This is a genomic window from Streptomyces mobaraensis, from assembly GCF_020099395.1.
Taxonomy (GTDB): Bacteria; Actinomycetota; Actinomycetes; order Streptomycetales; family Streptomycetaceae; genus Streptomyces.
On the sequence record NZ_CP083590.1, the window covers coordinates 3,739,361 to 3,758,177 of the forward strand.

Sequence of the window (18,817 nt, forward strand, 5' to 3'; positions counted from 1 at the left end):
TCGGCATAAGTGACCAGTAAAGACGCGGGAGCAAAGGACTAGGCTGTGGGGGACAAGGAGGCGAAACATGAGCAGACGCTCCGGCATCCTCGAGTTCGCCGTCCTCGGCCTGCTCCGCGAGTCCCCCATGCACGGCTACGAGCTGCGGAAACGTCTGAACACCTCGCTCGGGGTGTTCAGGGCGTTCAGCTACGGCACCCTCTACCCCTGCCTGAAGTCCCTGGTGGCGAACGGCTGGCTGGTGGAGGAGCAGGGGAGCGCTCCCGACGACGCCAAGGCGGCGTCCCTGGCCGGACGGCGGGCGAAGATCGTCTACCGGCTGACGGCAGAGGGAAAAGAGCACTTCGAGGAATTGCTCGCGCACACCGGTCCGGACGCGTGGGAGGACGAGCACTTCGCCGCCCGCTTCGCGTTCTTCGGACAGACCTCGCGGGACGTACGGATGCGGGTACTGGAAGGCCGCCGCAGCCGGCTCGAGGAGCGGCTGGAGAAGATGCGTGCCTCTCTCGCCCGTTCCCGCGAGCGCGAGCGGCTGGACAGCTACACCCTCGAACTCCAGCGGCACGGCATGGAGTCGGTGGAGCGCGAAGTCCGCTGGCTGAACGAGCTGATCGAGAGCGAGCGGGCCGGGCGTGACAGACGCACCGGTCCGGACCAGTGAGCCCTGCATACAGCAGGGCTTCGTCGAGAACGAACAGGGAGCAACCGGAATGGGTTCGGTTCGCGTAGCCATCGTCGGCGTGGGCAACTGCGCCGCCTCGCTGGTGCAGGGCGTCGAGTACTACAAGGACGCCGACCCGAACGGCCGCGTGCCGGGTCTGATGCACGTGCAGTTCGGCGACTACCACGTGCGCGACGTCGAGTTCGTGGCCGCCTTCGACGTGGACGCCAAGAAGGTCGGTCTCGACCTCGCGGACGCCATCGGCGCCAGCGAGAACAACACGATCAAGATCTGCGACGTGCCCGCCACCGGCGTGACCGTGCAGCGCGGCCACACCCTGGACGGTCTCGGCAAGTACTACCGCCAGACCATCGAGGAGTCCCCCGAGGCCCCCGTCGACGTGGTCCAGGTCCTCAAGGACCGCCAGGTCGACGTGCTCGTCTGCTACCTGCCGGTGGGCTCCGAGGACGCCGCCAAGTTCTACGCGCAGTGCGCCATCGACGCCAAGGTCGCCTTCGTCAACGCCCTCCCGGTCTTCATCGCCGGCACCAAGGAGTGGGCGGACAAGTTCACCGAGGCCGGTGTCCCGATCGTCGGCGACGACATCAAGTCCCAGGTCGGCGCCACCATCACGCACCGCGTGATGGCCAAGCTGTTCGAGGACCGGGGCGTCATCCTGGACCGCACCATGCAGCTGAACGTCGGCGGCAACATGGACTTCAAGAACATGCTCGAGCGCGAGCGCCTGGAGTCCAAGAAGATCTCCAAGACCCAGGCCGTCACCTCCCAGATCCCTGACCGGGAGCTCGGCGAGAAGAACGTCCACATCGGCCCGTCCGACTACGTGGCCTGGCTGGACGACCGCAAGTGGGCCTACGTCCGCCTCGAGGGCCGCGCCTTCGGCGACGTCCCGCTGAACCTGGAGTACAAGCTGGAGGTCTGGGACTCCCCGAACTCCGCCGGTGTCATCATCGACGCCCTCCGCGCCGCGAAGATCGCCAAGGACCGCGGCATCGGCGGCCCGATCCTGTCGGCCTCCTCGTACTTCATGAAGTCCCCGCCGGTGCAGTACTTCGACGACAAGGCGCGCGACCAGGTCGAGAAGTTCATCAAGGGCGAGGTCGAGCGCTGACCCGCTCGTAGAGCTCTCGCGCAGGCCCTCGGAGGGAATCTCCTCGGGGGCCTGTCCCGTGTGTGAGGCTGTGCGACATGCCCGTTGTGCGAGATCTCCGCGTCCTGCTCCAACTGCGCGATTTCCGCCGCCTGCTGACCGTACGGCTGCTCTCCCAGGCCGCGGACGGCGTCTACCAGGTCGCGCTCGCCGCGTATGTGGTGTTCTCCCCCGAGAAACAGGCGTCCCCCGCCGCCATCGCCTCGGCGATGGCCGTCCTGCTGCTGCCCTACTCGCTGCTGGGCCCCTTCACCGGCGTCCTGCTGGACCGCTGGCGCCGCCGCCAGGTGCTGCTCCACGGCAACCTGGTCCGCTCGGTCCTGGCCGTCGGCACCGCCGTACTCATCCTCGCCGCGGTACCCGACTGGCTCTTCTACGCCTCGGCTCTCTCGGTGACGGCCGTCAACCGCTTCGTCCTGTCCGGCCTCTCCGCCTCCCTGCCGCATGTGGTCGACAGCCGGGAGCGGCTGGTGATGGCCAACTCGGTCTCGCCCACCGCCGGCACCCTCGCCGCCACCGCCGGCGGCGGAATCGCCTTCGCGGTCCGGCTCGCCGCCCCCAAGGGGAGCGCCTCCGACGCCCTGGTGGTCCTGGTCGGCGCCCTGCTCTACCTGTGCGCGGGCCTCAGCGCCCTGCGTATGCCACCCGGCCTGCTGGGCCCGGACACCGACGGAACGCCGACCACCCTGCGTACGGCCATCGGAGTGACCGTCCGCGGTCTGACGGCCGGGCTCCGCCATCTGGCCCACCGCCGGCCCGCCGCACGGGCGCTCGCCGCGATGACCCTGATGCGCTTCTGCTACGGCGCCCTCACCGTCACCCTGCTCATGCTGTGCCGCTACGCCTGGACGGACACGGACTCCGCAGGACTCGCCCTGCTGGGGCTCGCGGTCGGGGTGTCGGGGGCCGGCTTCTTCGCGGCGGCACTGATCACCCCCTGGGCCGTCGGCAGGTTCGGCCGGCTCGGCTGGATGGTGGTCTGCGCCGCCACCGCCGCGGTGCTCGAACCGGCCCTGGGCCTCCCCTTCGAGCCGGCCCCGATGCTGATCGCCGCCTTCGTCCTGGGGCTCATCACCCAAGGCGCGAAGATCTCGACGGACACGGTCGTCCAGGCAGCGGTGGACGACGCGTTCCGCGGCCGGGTGTTCTCCCTCTACGACGTCCTGTTCAACGTCGCCTTCGTGGGGGCCGCGGCCGTGGCGGCCCTGATGCTGCCGCACGACGGCCGGTCCGTGCCCCTGGTTGTCACCGTCGCCGTGCTCTACGCGGCGACGGCCGCCGCCCTGGCGGCCCGAGCCCGGGTTTCACGTGAAACATCGACGCCTGAGAGCGAGCCCGAGCCCACCGACGACGCCGGGAGTTTCACGTGAAACATCGCCGGCGAAGCGGTCAGCCCTGCGCGGCCCACCACTCCTTCAGCGCGGCGACGGCCTCGTCGTGCTCCATAGGTCCGTTCTCCAGCCGCAGCTCCAGCATGTGCTGGTACGCCTTGCCGACCTGGGGCCCCGGAGCGATGTCCAGGATCCGCATGATGTCGTTGCCGTCCAGGTCCGGGCGGATGGCGTCGAGCTGCTCCTTCTCCTGAAGGTCGGCGATGCGCTGCTCCAGTCCGTCGTAGGCCTGGGAGAGGGCCTGCGCCTTGCGCTTGTTGCGCGTCGTGCAGTCGGAGCGGGTGAGCTTGTGCAGCCGGTCGAGCAGGGGCCCGGCGTCCCGGACGTACCGGCGGACGGCCGAGTCCGTCCACTCGCCGGTGCCGTAGCCGTGGAAGCGCAGGTGCAGCTCGACGAGGCGCGAGACGTCCTTCACCAGCTCGTTGGGGTACTTGAGCTTGGTCATCCGCGACTTGGTCATCTTCGCGCCGACCACCTCGTGGTGATGGAAGGAGACCCGGCCGTCCTTCTCGAACCGGCGCGTCCGCGGCTTGCCGATGTCGTGCAGCAGGGCGGCGAGCCGCAGCGTCAGGTCGGGACCGCCGCCCGGCTCGTCGCGCGGGGCCTCCAGGTCGATGGCCTGCTCCAGGACGATGAGGGTGTGCTCGTAGACGTCCTTGTGCCGGTGGTGCTCGTCGCGCTCCAGCCGCAGGGCCGGGAGCTCCGGCAGGACCAGGGCGGCCAGCCCCGTGTCGACCATCAGCCGGAGGCCCTTGCGCGGGTGGTCGGAGAGGACGAGCTTGTTGAGCTCGTCCCGGACCCGCTCGACGGAGACGATCTCCAGCCGCCCGGACATCTCCTTCATCGCGGTGACCACCTCGGGCGCCACCTCGAAGTCGAGCTGGGCGGCGAAGCGAGCGGCCCGCATCATGCGCAGCGGGTCGTCGGAGAAGGACTCCTCCGGGGTGCCGGGCGTCCGCAGGACCCGGGCGGCGAGGTCCTCCAGGCCGTTGTGCGGGTCGATGAACTCCTTCTCCGGGAGCGCCACGGCCATGGCGTTCACGGTGAAGTCGCGGCGGACCAGGTCCTCCTCGATGGAGTCGCCGTAGGAGACCTCCGGCTTGCGGGAGGTCCGGTCGTACGCCTCCGACCGATAAGTCGTGATTTCGAGATCGAAGCCGGACTTGCGGCAGCCGACGGTGCCGAAGGCGATGCCGACCTCCCAGACCGTGTCCGCCCACGGGCGGACGATCTTCAGGACGTCGTCCGGACGGGCGTCGGTGGTGAAGTCCAGGTCGTTGCCGAGCCGGCCGAGCAACGCGTCCCGTACCGAGCCGCCGACCAGGGCGAGGGTGAACCCGGCGGCGCGGAAGCGCTGGGCGAGGTCGTCGGCCACGGGGGACACCCGCAGGAGCTCGCTCACGGCGCGGCGCTGCACCTGGTTCAGTTCGTTCGTCGGCACGGAGTGGCTGTTGTTGGCGTTCGGCACAACAGGAAAGGGTACGTGGCCGGACGCCGATAGCCGTCCTCTATCGGCGGAGCTGTGTGAGGACCGTCATAAACCGCCACAGCCTGGGCATCGGCCCGCTCCGGTGATCTTGCGCTCCGGTCCGCAGCACTTCGGCACAGCGCGCCTCGTTACCATTCGTGGACGCACAACCGACGACCACTGACGACGACGAGGGACGGGCGAGCGCGTGGCCGAGGCGGCAGAGTTCCAGGAGACGTTCCGGGGGACGACGCCTCCTGCCGCTTTCCACCGGATCCGGTCGGTCCTGCCCCTCCTCGCCGTCCTGCTGGTGCTCCTGGGCGTCACCGAGCTCTCCACCGCGCCCACGGCGCGCGCCGACGGCACGGGCTCCCGGACGGTCGCGATCTCCATCGACTCTTTGACTCCGGTCGCCCCCACCCAGAGCGACAAGATCACGATTTCGGGGACGGTCACCAACAAGGGGCGGTCCACGGTCAGCGCGGGTCACATCGGACTGCGGGTGGGAGGGCTCCTCTCGACGCGCAGCGAGATCGACGACATCGGCGACCGGACCCCCTTCTCCCCGGGCAACGACGGCCCCGAGCTGAACGGCCACACGCAGAAGATCGGAAAGCTCCAGCCGGGCATCTCCCGAGAGTTCACGCTGACCGTCCCCGCGAAGGACCTCAGCCTGGACCGGGATGGTGTCTACCCGCTGGGCGTCTCGTTCTCCGGCCAGACCAGCGACCAGCAGTACGAGCGGGTGCTCGGCATCCGCCGCACCCTGCTGCCGTGGCAGCCGTCCGGCGCCGACGGCAAGAAGACCAAGGTCACCTTCCTCTGGCCGCTGATCTCCAGCACCCACCTCACGGCCCGCACCGAGTCGGACCAGCAGCAGACGCCGATCTTCCCCAACGACGACCTCGCGGCGGAGCTGGCCCCGGGCGGCCGCCTCCAGCAGCTGGTGGCCCTCGGCCAGGATCTGCACGTCACCTGGGTGATCGACCCCGACCTGCTGGCCACCGTCGAGGCCATGACCAAGAGCTACCAGGTCGCCGGACCGGGCGGGAAGAACATCCCCGGCCGGGGCCAGGCGGTCGCCAAGCAGTGGCTCAGCCAGCTCCAGACGGCGGTGAACGGCAAGGAGGTCGTCGCCCTGCCCTTCGGAGACCCGGACATCGCCTCGCTGGCGCACCGCGGTGGCGGCCTCAGCCACCTCCAGTCGGCCACCGAGCTCGCGGCCACGACCGTGGACACCATCCTCCAAGTGAAGCCGCGCACGGACTTCGCCTGGCCGGTCGACGGGGCCATCGACCGCTCCGTCGTCGACGTCGGCACCTCGGCCGGCGCCCACAACATCATCACCCGCAGCGACAGCCTCCGGGAGCCCGACGGCTCCCCCTACGCCCCTACGGCGGCCCGGCAGATCGGCGGAGGGGTCACGGCCATCGTCGCCGACGCGCGCCTCTCCACGGCCTTCGAGGGCGATATGACCCGCGCGGGCGACGCCTCGCTCGCGGTACAGCGGTTCCTCGCCCAGAGCCTGATGATCAACAAGCAGGCGCCGGAGAACGAGCGCAGCATCGTCGTCGCCCCGCAGCGCATGCCGACCACCAGCCAGGCCCAGGCGATGGCGACAGCGCTGGGTGGGCTGTCCGCCGGGCGCTGGACCCAGCCGCTCGACCGCCTGAGCGACGCGGCCAAGGCCAAGCCGGACCCAGCCGCCGGCCGCCGGATCCCCGGTCCCGGCTCGTACCCGGAGGCCCTCCGCGCCCAGGAACTGCCCTCCGAGGCGTTCACGGAGATCCAGGACACCCAACAGAAACTGTCCTCCTTCAAGACGATCCTGACCTCCCCGGACCGGGTCGTCATCCCCTTCGGCAGCGCGATCATGCGCGAGATGTCCACCTCGTGGCGCGGTGACCCGGCGGGCGCCTCCGACTTCCGGGCGTCCGTGGAGTCGTACCTCGACACCCTGCAGGACCAGGTCAAGCTGGTGGAGAAGTCCGACGCGACCCTCTCCGGGCGCAGTGCGACGATCCCGGTGACCGTGAAGAACGGCCTGCTCCAGGGCGTCGACCACCTGTATCTGCAGCTGGAGTCGACGCAGCCGAACCGTCTGAAGGTCACGGACAAGCAGCTCGTGAAGATCGACGGCGGGCACAGCCAGTCGGTGAAGTTCGAGACCCGGGCCTACGCCAACGGTCCGGTCAATGTGCGCGCCCGCCTCTACACTGCGGACGGCCAGCAGGTGGGCAAGCGGATGGACTTCACTGTGCATGTCACGTCCATCACCCCTATGGTTCTGCTGGTCATCGCCGGTGGTGTCCTCCTCCTCGTCCTCGCGGGACTCCGCATCTACCTGAAGCGCAAGCGTTCGGGCAGCCGTGACGGCGCCGGAGACGGTCCGGAGACCGGTGGCGAGGGCCCCTCGGACGGCGGCGACAACGGCGGCGGCGAGCCCGAGCGCCCGGGTGACCCGGCGACGGACGACGGAACGGGGAGCGGTGAACCCTCCCGGCCGGGTGAGAAAGTGGAACGTTGACGTGTCGTGGGGCCGGTCGGCCGCGGACGGATGAGGTGGGCTAGGGATGAACGCGCCGTACGACGGTGACCGCGGCCGGGGCGCGGGAGGTGACCGGCGGGACCAGTACCCGCCGGCACCGCCCGGTGCCCAGGAGCCGCCGCAGCCGGGCCCGTACGCCCCGGACCCGTACTTGGGGGACCCCTACCCCGCCGAGCCGTACCCCGGCCAAGCACCGGCCGACGACGGCGCGGCGCAGCAGGGTGGTTTCCACCAAGGCGGGCAGCCCCTCTACGGCCGGCAGCCCTACGGGCAGCCCCAGGGCGGTCCGCAGGTCCCTCCGCCGCCCGCCCCCTCGTACCCGCAGCAGCAGGCGTGGCCGCCCGCGCCCCAGGCGCAGACTCCCCCGGCCGCCGGTGACGACGACGCGACCCAGCTCATCGGCAGCGTGAGCGGTTTCCCCGACCGGACCACGCCCACGCCGCCCCAGCGCGACGCCTTCGCCCACCTCTACCGGGACCAGCAGCAGCCCTACGAGCCGCAGCGGCCGCAGGGCCGGCCGGTCCCGGCGCCCGGGCCGCACCCGGCGGCGGCGTCGATGGAACACACCCAGCCGATGGTGCCCGCGGTGGAGCCCCCCGCGGCCGAGCCCCTGGTGGAGCCGGAGCCCGCTCCTGCGGCGCCGGCGGCGAAGGGCGGCAAGGCGGCGGGCCTGCTGAAGTCGAGCGCCCTGATGGCGGCGGGCACGATGGCGTCCCGGCTTCTGGGCTTTGTGAAACAGGCGATGCTCGTCGCCGCCCTGGGCGCCGGCGTACTGGGCGACACCTACACGGTGGCGTACCAGCTCCCCGCCATGATTTTCTTCCTGACCATCGGCGGCGGGCTCAACTCGGTCTTCATTCCACAGCTCGTGCGCTCGATGAAGGAGGACGCCGACGGCGGAGAGGCCTACGCAAACCGATTGCTGACGGTGGTCGGCGTCATCCTCGGCGGTCTTACTCTGCTGACCGTGTTCGGGGCCGAGTTCCTCGTGCCCCTGCTGTCCAGCAAGTTCGCCGACAATCCTGACGCCAACTCGGTGACGGTCGCCTTCGTCCGCTATTGCATGCCCACCATCTTCTTCATGGGCATCCACGTGGTGATGGGGCAGATCCTCAACGCGCGAGGCCGTTTCGGCGCGATGATGTGGACCCCCGTCCTCAACAACATCGTCGTCATCGCCACCCTCGGTATGTTCCTCTGGGTGTACGGCACGGCGAACAGCTCGGGCTTCGGCGGGCACGAGATCACGATCCCGCCGGAGGGCATCCGACTGCTGGGCGTCGGCACTCTGCTCGGTCTCGTCGTCCAGGCGCTGGCGATGATCCCCTACCTGAGGGCTACGGGCTTCAAGATCCGTCCGCGCTTCGACTGGCGCGGCCACGGCCTCGGCAAGGCCGCGAAGCTGGCCAAGTGGACGATGCTTTTCGTCCTCGCCAACCAGGCCGGCAACCTGGTCGTCACCCAGCTCGCCACCGCTGCGGGTGTCAACAGTCGCCAGGCCGGCACCGGCATCATGGCCTACATCAACGCCCAGCTCATCTGGAACATGCCGCAGGCCATCCTCACCGTCTCGATCATGGCGGCGATGCTCCCGCGCCTGTCGCGCTCGGCTGTCGACGGCGACACCAGCGCCGTCCGGGACGACATCTCGCAGGGCCTGCGCTCCTCGGCCGTGGCGATCGTGCCCATCGCCTTCGCCTTCCTGGCCCTCGGCGTCCCGATCTGCACCCTGCTCTTCGGATCGGGTGGTATCGAGGGAGCCCGCTTCTTCGGCTACGCCCTCATGGGCTTCAGCCTCGGCCTGATCCCCTTCTCGGTGCAGTACGTCGTCCTCCGCGCCTTCTACGCCTACGAGGACACCCGCACCCCCTTCTACAACACGGTCATCGTCGCCGCGGTCAACGCGGCGGGCGCGGCGCTCAGCTACTTCCTACTGCCCGCCCGCTGGGTCGTGGTCGGCATGGGCGTCTCCTACGGTCTCGCCTACGCCGTCGGTGTGGGCGTCGCATGGCGCAGGCTGCGCAACCGGCTCGGCGGCGATCTGGACGGCACCCGCGTGGTGCGTACGTACGCCCGCCTCATCGGCGCGTGCGTCCCCGCGACGCTCATCGGCGGCGCCATCGCCTACGGCATCGGCCAGGTCCTGGGCAGCGGCGTCCTCGGCTCGCTCGCCGCCCTGATCGGCGGTGGCGTGATGCTCCTCGGCGTCTTCTACATCGCCGCCAAACGCATGCGGGTGGAAGAGGTCAACGCCATGGTCGGCATGGTCCGCGGGCGTCTGGGACGCTGACCGGAGCACAACCATCACCCGTCGTCGTGTGTCGTGCAGGGCGACGGAGTGTGGGCACAATTGTCTTGGCTGCGGACAGGGTGCAACGGACGGGGAGGCAGGAGCGACGGTGGCGGAACGGAGCACGGCTGCCGTCGACGTGGCAGACAGCAGCGACGCGCAGGACGAACCGTCGCTGACCGCCAAGGCGGACAAGGCCACGGCCGACGGTACGGAGGCCGGCAACACCGAGGAGAGCAGCGTCGGCGTGCCCCCGGACACCGAGCGCGCGACAGGCGGAAAGGGCCCGCGCGGCGATCGCGTGCCCGAACTGCACAGCGGTCACAAGCTCGCCGGAAGGTACCGCCTGGAGGAGTGCGTCACCCGTCTGGAGGGATTCAGCAGCTGGCGTGCCGTCGACGAGAAGCTGCGCCGGGCCGTCGGCGTCCACCTGCTGCCTGCCGAGCACCCGCGGGCCCGCACGGTGCTCGCGGCAGCCCGCTCCGCCGCGCTGCTGGGCGACCCGCGCTTCGTCCAGGTCCTCGACGCCGTCGAGGAGGACGCCCTCGTCTACGTCGTCCACGAGTGGCTGCCCGACGCCACCGAACTGACCTCCGTACTGGCCTCCGGGCCCATGGCGGCCTTCGACGCCTACCAGCTGGTCAGCCAGGTGTCGCAGGCCATGGCCGCCGCTCACCGCGAGGGGCTCTCCCATCTGCGTCTGGGCCCCGGCTGCGTGCTGCGCACCGGTTCCGGGCAGTACCGCATCCGCGGCCTGGCCGTGATGGCGGCACTCCGCGGCATCACCTCCGACACTCCCCAGCGCACCGACACCGAGGCCATCGGCGCCCTCCTGTACGCCGCCCTCACCCAGCGCTGGCCCTACGAGGGCGACGCCCACGGCCTGGCCGGCCTGCCCAAGGACGTCGGTCTCATCCCGCCCGACCAGGTGCGGGCGGGTGTCCACCGGGGGCTCTCCCAGCTGGCGATGCGCGCCCTCGTCAACGACGGCGCCACCGCGTCCCGTCAGGAGCCGCCCTGCACCACGCCGGAGGAACTCGCCAAGGCCGTCTCGGCCATGCCGCGGATCCGTCCCCCCGAGACGCCGTTCTCCGCCACACCGTCCTACCCCCGCCCCCCGGCAGGTGGCGCATACGGCCCGCAGACCGTCCACTCCGCTCCCCTCACCCCGCCGCCCCCGCTGCAGAGCCGTACCGGCACCGCCATCAAGTGGATCGTCTCCTCGCTCCTCATCGCCGCGCTGGGCCTGGGCAGCTGGCAGCTCGCGGACACCCTGCTGAAGCACACGGACTCGGAAGACGATCCCCAACAGTCGCAGCTGTCTGACAACGAGGCCAGAAGGAAGAAGCCTCAGCAGAAGCAGCTTCCGATCGAGAAGGTCATGGAGTTCTCCCCGCTGGCCTCGCCGACCGGGCCCAAGTCCGTGTCACTCGCAGCCGATGGCGACGAGAACACGGCTTGGAAGACCGGGGCCTTCTACGGTTATCCCCGTTTCGGCAACCTGGACCAGCGTGCCCAGGGCAGCGGGATCGTCGTCGACCTGGGCAAGGTCAAGGAGGTCTCACGCATCGATGTGCGGATGTTCGCGGGACAGACCATAGAGATCCGCGCTGCCGACACCTCCGCCTCTCAGCCCAGTGCGCTGGCGGACTTCCCGAAGGAACTCCTGGGATCTCGGCGAGTGCCCGGGGAGAACCTCCAGGTCGTCAAGAGCGTCAAAACGCGTTACGTGCTCGTCCACCTCACCGAGCTGCCCCTGGAAAGCGGCAACACCTACCGGGGTGGCATCTATGAAATCAAGGTGTTCGGCACCCGATCCTGAGGCAGTGCCCGCCGGGTACTCGGCAACCCAACCGGCGGTGGGGCCCTCTGCCCCTACCCAGCCATTCCCCCACCTCTCTAAGTTGGTCTCAACAACAGATCGCGCGCGGGACAGCGCTCTCAGGGCGGGGTGAGTGCCATCGCAGAGGACGGACGGCAGCAGCGGACGCCGACGGCCGGCAGTGACAGCGAGCTGCTCGCCCTGCATGTCGCCGGGGACCCCGATGCCTTCAGCGAACTCGTCCGGCGCCACCGCGACCGGCTCTGGGCGGTAGCCCTCCGGACCCTCGGCGACCGGGAGGAAGCGGCCGACGCCGTGCAGGACGCCCTCGTCTCCGCCTACCGCGCCGCTCACACCTTCCGTGGCCAGTCGGCCGTCACCACCTGGCTGCACCGCATCACTGTGAACGCCTGCCTGGACCGGGCCCGCAAAGCCGCCGCGCGCCGTACGTCACCGCTCGCCGAGACCGAGAAGCTTGAGCACCTGCTGGAGCCCTATGAGTCGGCGGCCGAGCCGGCCGAGCGAAGCGATCTCCACAGAGAGCTACTGAGAGCCCTCGCGACCCTGCCGCCCGATCAGCGGGCCGTCCTCGTCCTGGTCGATATGCAGGGTTATCCCGTCGCCGAGGCGGCGGCCGTATTGAATGTTCCCGTGGGCACGGTGAAGAGTCGGTGCGCCAGAGCACGGGCGAGACTGCTGCCCTTGCTCACCCATCTGCACCCCGGCGGCAGGGGTAGCCCTCGTACCGAGAGGGAAAGGAACCGGTCGCAGGGGACGTCCGTCCCACCACCGGCTGGACGGAGTGACGTGAACCCAGTGAAGGGCGGAGGTGGGCGAGCGTGACCTCGACGACCGACACGGACGGGCACCCGGAGGTCTCCGAGATCTCCGCGCTCGCCGAGGGCGTGCTCTCACCCGCACGCAGCGCGGACCTGCGAGAGCATCTGGCCGATTGCACGGTCTGTGACGACGTCCGCGCCTCCCTCGACGAGATCCGCGAGCTGCTGGGCACCCTGCCCGGCCCCGCAAGGATGCCGGAGGACGTCGCGGGCCGGATCAACGCGGCTCTCGCCGCCGAAGCGCTGCTTGACGCGACGGCGCCCCAGGAGGCGGTCGCGACCGTTTCACGTGAAACGGCGACGACAGTGATCACCGGTCCTGTTTCACGTGAAACATCATTTGATCCTGCCCACGACATGGACCGTCTGGTTTCACGTGAAACACCGGCCGGTGAACGACCCGCCGGGCGTCCCCGAGGCGCCGTCGGCCCAGGCCGCCCGTCGCCCGCCCGCAGCCGCCGCTGGCGCCGCACCCTTCTGGGTACGGCCTGCGCCGCAGCCGCCATCGGCGTGAGCACCTTCCTCCTCCAGGGCTCAGGCGACGACGGGGGAGACCGTGCCACACCACAAGCGGACGCGACTGCGGTGGCCGTGGCCGAGCTGAAGACGCGGGTTCACGACGCGCTGTCGAACCTCAAGCCGGCCGAGACGCGCGGCATGCGCGCACAGGACGGCACCGAGACCTACCAGGGCTCTTCGAACGGCACCGCTCCGTACTGTGTGAGTCAAGGCATCGGCCGCGCGGACCGCGCCCTCGCAGTGCGCCAGGAGCGCTTCACCGGAACGGACACCTACCTGGTGATCTACCCGCACTCCCGCGATGCCGCGCTCGTTGACGTCTATGTCGTCGCGGCGGACTGTGTCGTCACCTCCTCCGGAGCCCCCGGAAAGGTGCTGGCGCGCGAGACGGTCTCGCGTTCGTAGGCCGTCTCTCCGGCCGCTGCGATGTCCTTGGGGGAATGCTCGCCCCGTAGGATCCGTTGGGTGGGGTGAGACCCAGCAAGGACCCAGTCAGCAGTCGGCAGAGACAAGGAAGACACCCGTGAGCGACGTCCGCAACGTGATCATTATTGGCTCCGGGCCCGCGGGCTACACGGCCGCGCTCTACACCGCCCGCGCTTCGCTGAAGCCGCTGGTGTTCGAGGGCGCCGTCACCGCCGGTGGTGCGCTGATGAACACCACCGAGGTCGAGAACTTCCCCGGCTTCCGCGACGGCATCATGGGCCCGGACCTCATGGACAACATGCGGGCCCAGGCCGAGCGCTTCGGCGCCGAGCTGATCCCGGACGACGTCACGGCCGTCGACCTCACCGAGGAGATCAAGACCGTCACCGACTCCGCCGGCACCGTCCACCGGGCCAAGGCCGTGATCGTCACCACCGGCTCCCAGCACCGCAAGCTCGGTCTGCCGCGCGAGGACGAGCTCTCCGGGCGCGGTGTGTCCTGGTGCGCCACCTGCGACGGGTTCTTCTTCAAGGACCAGGACATCGCCGTGGTCGGCGGTGGCGACACCGCGATGGAGGAGGCCACCTTCCTGTCGCGCTTCGCGAAGTCGGTCACCGTCATCCACCGCCGTGAGGCGCTGCGCGCCAGCAAGGCCATGCAGGAGCGGGCCTTCGCCGACCCGAAGATCTCCTTCGTCTGGGACAGCGAGGTCGCCGAGATCCACGGCGAAGCCAAGCTCTCCGGGCTGACCCTGCGCAACGTCAAGACCGGAGAGACCTCGGAGCTGCCGGTGACCGGCCTCTTCATCGCCATCGGTCACGACCCCCGCACCGAGCTCCTCAAGGGTCAGCTGGAGCTGGACGACGAGGGTTACCTCAAGGTCGACTCGCCCTCCACCCGCACCAACCTCACGGGCGTCTTCGCCGCCGGTGACGTTGTGGACCACACCTACCGCCAGGCGATCACCGCCGCGGGCACCGGCTGCTCCGCCGCCCTGGACGCGGAGCGCTACCTCGCCGCCCTCGGTGACGGCGAGAACGTCCGCGAGCCCGAGCAGAGCGCCTGACCCCTTTCCCCCACAGAGAACAACCAAGGAGACCGCAATGGCTCTCAAGGCCGTGACCGACGCGTCCTTCGACGAGGACGTCCTCAAGAGCGACAAGCCCGTGCTGGTGGACTTCTGGGCCGAATGGTGCGGCCCGTGCCGTCAGATCGCTCCCTCGCTCGAGGCCATTGCCGCCGAGCACGGTGACAAGCTCGAGATCGTCAAGCTGAACATCGACGAGAACCCGGGCACCGCTGCCAAGTACGGTGTCATGTCGATCCCGACCCTCAACGTCTACCAGGGCGGCGAGGTCGTCAAGACCATCGTGGGTGCCAAGGCGAAGGCCGCTCTCGAGCGCGACCTGGACGTCTTCATCGCCGGAAAGTAGTCGGCAGCACGGTTTCACGTGAAACGGGGTCCGTCTCCTTCGGGAGACGGACCCCGTTCCGCTTCCTCTACAAAGGCCGTAGCGCCGGTTCCTTCTGTACGGCGCCCAACAGCCGGTCCAGCGCCAGCTCCACATCTTCTTTCCAGGACAGCGCGGACCTCAGCTCAAGCCGGAGCCGGGGGTACCGCGGATGGTGGCGCACCGTCTTGAAGCCGACCGCCAGCAGATGATCGGCCGGGAGGACACACGCGGGTTCCTTCCACCGCGCGTCCCCGAACGCCTCGATCGCCTTGAACCCGCGCCTCAGCACATCCTTGGCGACCGTCTGCACCATGACCCGGCCCAGACCCTGGCCCTGGAACTTCGGTGCCAGCCATGCCGTCATGAGCTGGACGGCATCGGCAGCCACGGGACTCGTGGGGAACGCCGTCGCCCGGGGCACATAGGCCGGTGGAGCGTAGAGGACGAACCCCGCCGGCTCGTCGTCCACATAGACGACGCGGCCGCAGGATCCCCACTCCAGGAGCACGGCGGAGATCCAGGCCTCCTTCTCCAGCTCGGGACGGCCCGCCCTCAGCGCGGCCTCGCCGCTGACGGGGTCAAGCTCCCAGAACACACACGCCCGGCAGCGCTGGGGAAGGTCCGGCAGATTGTCCAGAGTGAGCGGTACGAGGCGACGCCCCATGGAGCCAGTTCCTCACTTCCTACCCGTGCCGCGCCGCAGGCGGCGCCCAGCGCACTGCGCTCCCTGAGCAGGCCGCCGACGAATCCGCCGACCGCGCCCAGGCCCAGGCCCGTCGCCACCAGTCCGGTCCGGCTCACCGTTCGCATGGCCTCGTTCCTCCGTCAACTGCGTCCGCATGTCCGACGTGGTGGTGCCATACCTCAACGCATCGTATCCACCGGGGGTTTGGCCCGACAGCCGACAAAGGCAAAGGGGCGGGGTGTGTTCCACGTGAAACATCGCGTTTCCCGTGGAACACACCCCGCCCCGAGGGTGGATCCGGCCGCAGACCTACTCGTCCGCGTCCTCGGTGGTTCCGTCCGACAGCTTCTGCTCCAGCACGCCGCCCTCGCCCGGGGCGAGCGTGCTGAGGATTCGCTCAAGGTCCTCGATCGACGCGAATTCGACGACGATCTTGCCCTTCTTCTGCCCGAGGTCGACCTTGACCCGCGTCTCGAAACGGTCGGAGAGACGGGATGCCAGGTCGCTGAGGGCCGGGGACACCCGGGCGCCGGCCCTCGGCCCCTTGGCCTTCGCCGACTTCTTCGTCCGGGACCCCATCAGCTGGACGATCTCTTCCACCGACCGCACGGAGAGGCCCTCCTGCACGATGCGGCGGGCGAGCTTCTCCTGCTCCTCGACGTCGTCCACGGCGAGCAGCGCCCGGCCGTGCCCGGCCGACAACACCCCTGAGGCGAGCCGGAGCTGCACCTCGGGCGAGAGCTTCAGGAGCCGCAGCGTGTTGGAAACCTGCGAGCGCGACCGCCCGATACGGTCCGCCAGCTCGTCATGCGTGCAGGAGAAGTCCTTCAGCAACTGGTCGTAGGCCGCGGCCTCCTCCAGCGGGTTGAGCTGCGCCCGGTGAAGGTTCTCCAAGAGAGCGTCCAGGAGGAGCTTCTCGTCCTCCGTCGCCCGGATGATCGCCGGGATGCTCTCCAGACCGGCCTCACGGCACGCGCGCCAGCGGCGCTCGCCCATGATGAGCTCGTACCGCTCCGGCGCCAGCTGCCGGACGACCACCGGCTGCAGCAGACCCACCTCGCGGATCGAGGTGACCAGCTCCGCCAGGGCGTCCTCGTCGAAGACCTCCCGGGGCTGCCGGGGGTTGGGCGTGATGGAGTCCAGGGGCAGCTCGGCGAAGTGGGCCCCCGCCACCGTCTCCGTGACCTCGGGCTCCGGCTCGGGCTTCCGGACGTCCGCCGGCTCCGCCACGGACACTCCGCCTTCAAGAGGCGTCACGCCGGCCGGCGCGTGCGACCGCTCGGCGGTCAGCAGCGGCACCGCAGTGGGAGACGTGGCACCGGGCCCCACCGTGGGGGTGCCGATCTCCGCCCCCTTCGGCGCCGCCGGGATCAGCGCCCCGAGCCCACGGCCCAGTCCTCTACGTCGTTCACTCACTGCAGCCCCTCCGACATGCTGTGCTGGTCCTGCTGTTGCTGATGGCCCACCGGCTGGTGCCCCACCGGCTGATGACCCACGGTATGGGCCTTGCTGTCGTCGTAATGCACACCGATGCCCCGCAGCGCGATCTCGCGCGCCGCCTCCATGTACGACAACGCACCGCTGGACCCCGGGTCATAGGTGAGCACCGTCTGCCCATAGCTGGGCGCCTCGGAGATGCGGACCGAGCGCGGGATACTGGTCCTCAGCACCTCCTGACCGAAGTGGCTGCGTACCTCGTCGGCGACCTGGGAGGCGAGGCGGGTGCGTCCGTCGTACATGGTCAGCAGGATCGTCGACACATGCAGCTTCGGGTTGAGGTGGCCGCGGACCAGCTCGACGTTCCGCAGCAGCTGGCCCAGGCCCTCGAGCGCGTAGTACTCGCACTGGATCGGGATCAGCACCTCGGCGCCGGCGACCAGCGCGTTGACGGTCAGCAGTCCCAGCGAGGGCGGGCAGTCGATGAGGATGTAGTCCAGCGGCTGCTCATAGGCCTTGATGGCCCGGTCCAGCCGGCTCTCCCGGGCCACCAGGGAGACCAGCTCGATCTCGGCACCGGCCAGGTCGATGGTGGCCGGTGCACAGAAGAGGCCCTCCACGTCCCGTACCGGCTGCACGACGTCGGAGAGCTTCCTCTGGTCCACCAGGACGTCGTAGATGGACGGCACATCGGCGTGATGGTCGATGCCCAGCGCGGTGGAGGCGTTGCCCTGTGGGTCCAGGTCCACGACGAGCACACGGTTGCCGTGCAGCGCCAGGGAGGCCGCCAGGTTCACGGTGGTCGTCGTCTTGCCGACGCCACCCTTCTGGTTCGCCACCACCATGACCCGGGTCTGGTCGGGCCGCGGCATCCGGGTTTCACGTGAAACGACCTCGGCGGCACCCAGATGGCCGGGCACCGGCTCGGAGTCGGCGGGGCGGGGACCGGGGACCGGGTCGGCCATCGGCCCCGCGATATTGGCGTCGGACCGCAAGGATTCACTCTCCTCGACATCAGGCTCGCGATGGGGAGAGCCTGCCATGGTTCGCCGGGTACGAACCAGTGAGGCCCACTCTCCTGTGGATGAATCCGCCGTTCCTGTGGATACCGGGGGAGGTTCCACAGCGTCGGCCGGCCGACGGTCGCGAGCCGCGGCCGCACGGCCACGACCGATGATCCCTTGCAGCAACGAGCGATGTTTCACGTGAAACACGATGCCTGTGACCCTTGGCTACCCCGTCACGACACTCCGTGACGCATAGTTTAGGCAGCTTGTATGGAGCACTCCCGGTGCCGCCGGCCGGAGTAATCAGCGGCGGCGACGCGTCCGGCTCACCCGGGCGGCCTTGGCGCGCTTCGCCGCGAAGCGGACGCCGCCGGGGCTCTCCCCGACCTCGACCCGCACCAGCGTGGACGGCGGGTCCACCACTCCCTCGCCGACCTGGAGCACCGAGGTCCGCTCGACGCCCAGCTTGCTGAGCGCAGCGCGGGCGCCCTTGAGCTCCTCCTCGGCGGTGTCGCCCTTGAGGGCCAGCATCTCGCCGTACGGCCGCAGCAGGGGAACGCCCCAGCCCGCCAGCCGGTCCAGCGGGGCCACGGCGCGCGCCGTCACCACGTGCACCGGCTGAAGCTTGCCCAGGACCTCCTCGGCGCGCCCCCGGACGACCGTGACGTGGTCCAGGCCGAGCAGTTCGACGACCTCGGACAGGAAGGTCGTCCGCCGCAGCAGCGGCTCCAGCAGGGTGATCTGGAGGTCGGGGCGGACCAGGGCCAGCGGGATGCCCGGCAGGCCGGCGCCCGAGCCGACGTCACACACGGAGACGTCCTCGGGGACGGCCTCGGAGAGCACCGCGCAGTTCAGCAGGTGCCGCTCCCAGAGCCGGGGAACCTCCCGCGGGCCGATCAGCCCACGCCGGACGCCCGCGTCGGCGAGCAGTTCGGCGTAGCGGACGGCGTCCTGAAAGCGGTCACCGAAAACCGCCCGTGCCTCCGGGGGCGCCGGGGGGAGCTCCGCTGCCTCTTCCACAGTGAACCGTCCTTCCGTACCACGTTTTTATCGACGACTCTGCGTATCGACGAATGGGTGGGACTCCATGCACCGGAGT

15 protein-coding genes are annotated in these 18,817 nt (G+C 69.8%); 10 read left to right on the forward strand and 5 right to left on the reverse strand.

Annotated features, from left to right (window positions below; all coding sequences use genetic code 11):
- Positions 1-67 precede the first annotated feature (67 nt).
- From K7I03_RS16205 to K7I03_RS16215, 3 genes are all read left to right on the forward strand, one after another.
- Positions 68-661, forward strand: a complete 594-nt coding sequence (locus K7I03_RS16205) for a PadR family transcriptional regulator (RefSeq protein WP_004950660.1) — start codon at positions 68-70, stop codon at positions 659-661.
- 49 nt (positions 662-710) lie between these two features.
- Entirely contained in the window at positions 711-1,793 is a 1,083-nt protein-coding gene (locus K7I03_RS16210) for an inositol-3-phosphate synthase (protein ID WP_185940366.1), read from the forward strand.
- A gap of 77 nt (positions 1,794-1,870) precedes the next feature.
- A complete protein-coding gene (locus tag K7I03_RS16215) occupies positions 1,871-3,202 on the forward strand; it encodes an MFS transporter (protein ID WP_185940365.1) in 1,332 nt (443 codons plus the stop codon).
- Between the two features lie 19 nt (positions 3,203-3,221).
- Here the strand turns inward: K7I03_RS16215 and K7I03_RS16220 are convergent, their stop codons facing one another.
- Positions 3,222-4,691, reverse strand: a complete 1,470-nt coding sequence (locus K7I03_RS16220) for a CCA tRNA nucleotidyltransferase (RefSeq protein WP_185940364.1) — start codon at positions 4,689-4,691, stop codon at positions 3,222-3,224.
- Positions 4,692-4,899: 208 nt separating this feature from the next.
- Between K7I03_RS16220 and K7I03_RS16225 the strand changes: the two genes are divergently transcribed.
- The 7 genes from K7I03_RS16225 to trxA all read left to right on the forward strand — a co-directional run bounded on the left by K7I03_RS16225 (position 4,900) and on the right by trxA (position 14,568).
- Positions 4,900-7,218, forward strand: a complete 2,319-nt coding sequence (locus K7I03_RS16225) for a DUF6049 family protein (RefSeq protein WP_398857311.1) — start codon at positions 4,900-4,902, stop codon at positions 7,216-7,218.
- 46 nt (positions 7,219-7,264) lie between these two features.
- Positions 7,265-9,529, forward strand: a complete 2,265-nt coding sequence (gene murJ, locus K7I03_RS16230; protein WP_185940363.1) for a murein biosynthesis integral membrane protein MurJ — start codon at positions 7,265-7,267, stop codon at positions 9,527-9,529.
- Between the two features lie 109 nt (positions 9,530-9,638).
- On the forward strand, positions 9,639-11,351 hold the full coding sequence (locus K7I03_RS16235; RefSeq protein ID WP_185940362.1) for a protein kinase family protein: 1,713 nt from the start codon (positions 9,639-9,641) through the stop codon (positions 11,349-11,351).
- Between the two features lie 129 nt (positions 11,352-11,480).
- Positions 11,481-12,194 (forward strand): RNA polymerase sigma factor SigM, encoded by a 714-nt coding sequence (gene sigM, locus K7I03_RS16240; protein ID WP_185940361.1) that lies wholly within the window; start codon positions 11,481-11,483, stop codon positions 12,192-12,194.
- Entirely contained in the window at positions 12,191-13,114 is a 924-nt protein-coding gene (locus tag K7I03_RS16245) for an anti-sigma factor (RefSeq protein ID WP_185940360.1), read from the forward strand. Before sigM ends, K7I03_RS16245 begins: the two co-directional genes overlap by 4 nt.
- Before the next feature lie 118 nt (positions 13,115-13,232).
- A complete protein-coding gene (gene trxB / locus K7I03_RS16250; RefSeq protein WP_185940359.1) occupies positions 13,233-14,201 on the forward strand; it encodes a thioredoxin-disulfide reductase in 969 nt (322 codons plus the stop codon).
- A 37-nt stretch (positions 14,202-14,238) separates the two neighbouring features.
- A complete protein-coding gene (gene trxA, locus K7I03_RS16255) occupies positions 14,239-14,568 on the forward strand; it encodes a thioredoxin (protein ID WP_185940358.1) in 330 nt (109 codons plus the stop codon).
- A 67-nt stretch (positions 14,569-14,635) separates the two neighbouring features.
- Here trxA and K7I03_RS16260 read toward each other — a convergent pair whose 3' ends face one another.
- The 4 genes from K7I03_RS16260 to rsmG form a co-directional block, all read right to left on the reverse strand.
- Positions 14,636-15,253, reverse strand: coding sequence for a GNAT family N-acetyltransferase (locus tag K7I03_RS16260; protein WP_185940357.1), 618 nt, complete (start codon positions 15,251-15,253; stop codon positions 14,636-14,638).
- A 330-nt stretch (positions 15,254-15,583) separates the two neighbouring features.
- The gene (locus K7I03_RS16265; protein WP_185940356.1) at positions 15,584-16,690 is read right to left on the reverse strand and encodes a ParB/RepB/Spo0J family partition protein; all 1,107 of its coding nucleotides are present in this window, start codon (positions 16,688-16,690) and stop codon (positions 15,584-15,586) included.
- Positions 16,687-17,754, reverse strand: a complete 1,068-nt coding sequence (locus K7I03_RS16270; RefSeq protein ID WP_185940355.1) for a ParA family protein — start codon at positions 17,752-17,754, stop codon at positions 16,687-16,689. The genes K7I03_RS16265 and K7I03_RS16270 overlap by 4 nt, the downstream gene beginning before the upstream one ends.
- A gap of 267 nt (positions 17,755-18,021) precedes the next feature.
- Positions 18,022-18,738, reverse strand: coding sequence for a 16S rRNA (guanine(527)-N(7))-methyltransferase RsmG (gene rsmG, locus K7I03_RS16275; protein ID WP_185940354.1), 717 nt, complete (start codon positions 18,736-18,738; stop codon positions 18,022-18,024).
- Positions 18,739-18,817: the final 79 nt, after the last annotated feature.

Bases quoted from the DNA above. Each gene is read 5' to 3' on its own strand.
- murJ (WP_185940363.1), top strand. From the start codon at position 7,265: ATGAACGCGCCGTACGACGGTGACCGCGGCCGGGGCGCGGGAGGTGAC.
- K7I03_RS16215 (WP_185940365.1), top strand. From the start codon at position 1,871: ATGCCCGTTGTGCGAGATCTCCGCGTCCTGCTCCAACTGCGCGATTTC.
- K7I03_RS16270 (WP_185940355.1), bottom strand. From the start codon at position 17,754: ATGGCAGGCTCTCCCCATCGCGAGCCTGATGTCGAGGAGAGTGAATCC.
- trxA (WP_185940358.1), top strand. From the start codon at position 14,239: ATGGCTCTCAAGGCCGTGACCGACGCGTCCTTCGACGAGGACGTCCTC.
- K7I03_RS16260 (WP_185940357.1), bottom strand. From the start codon at position 15,253: ATGGGGCGTCGCCTCGTACCGCTCACTCTGGACAATCTGCCGGACCTT.
- K7I03_RS16210 (WP_185940366.1), top strand. From the start codon at position 711: ATGGGTTCGGTTCGCGTAGCCATCGTCGGCGTGGGCAACTGCGCCGCC.
- K7I03_RS16205 (WP_004950660.1), top strand. From the start codon at position 68: ATGAGCAGACGCTCCGGCATCCTCGAGTTCGCCGTCCTCGGCCTGCTC.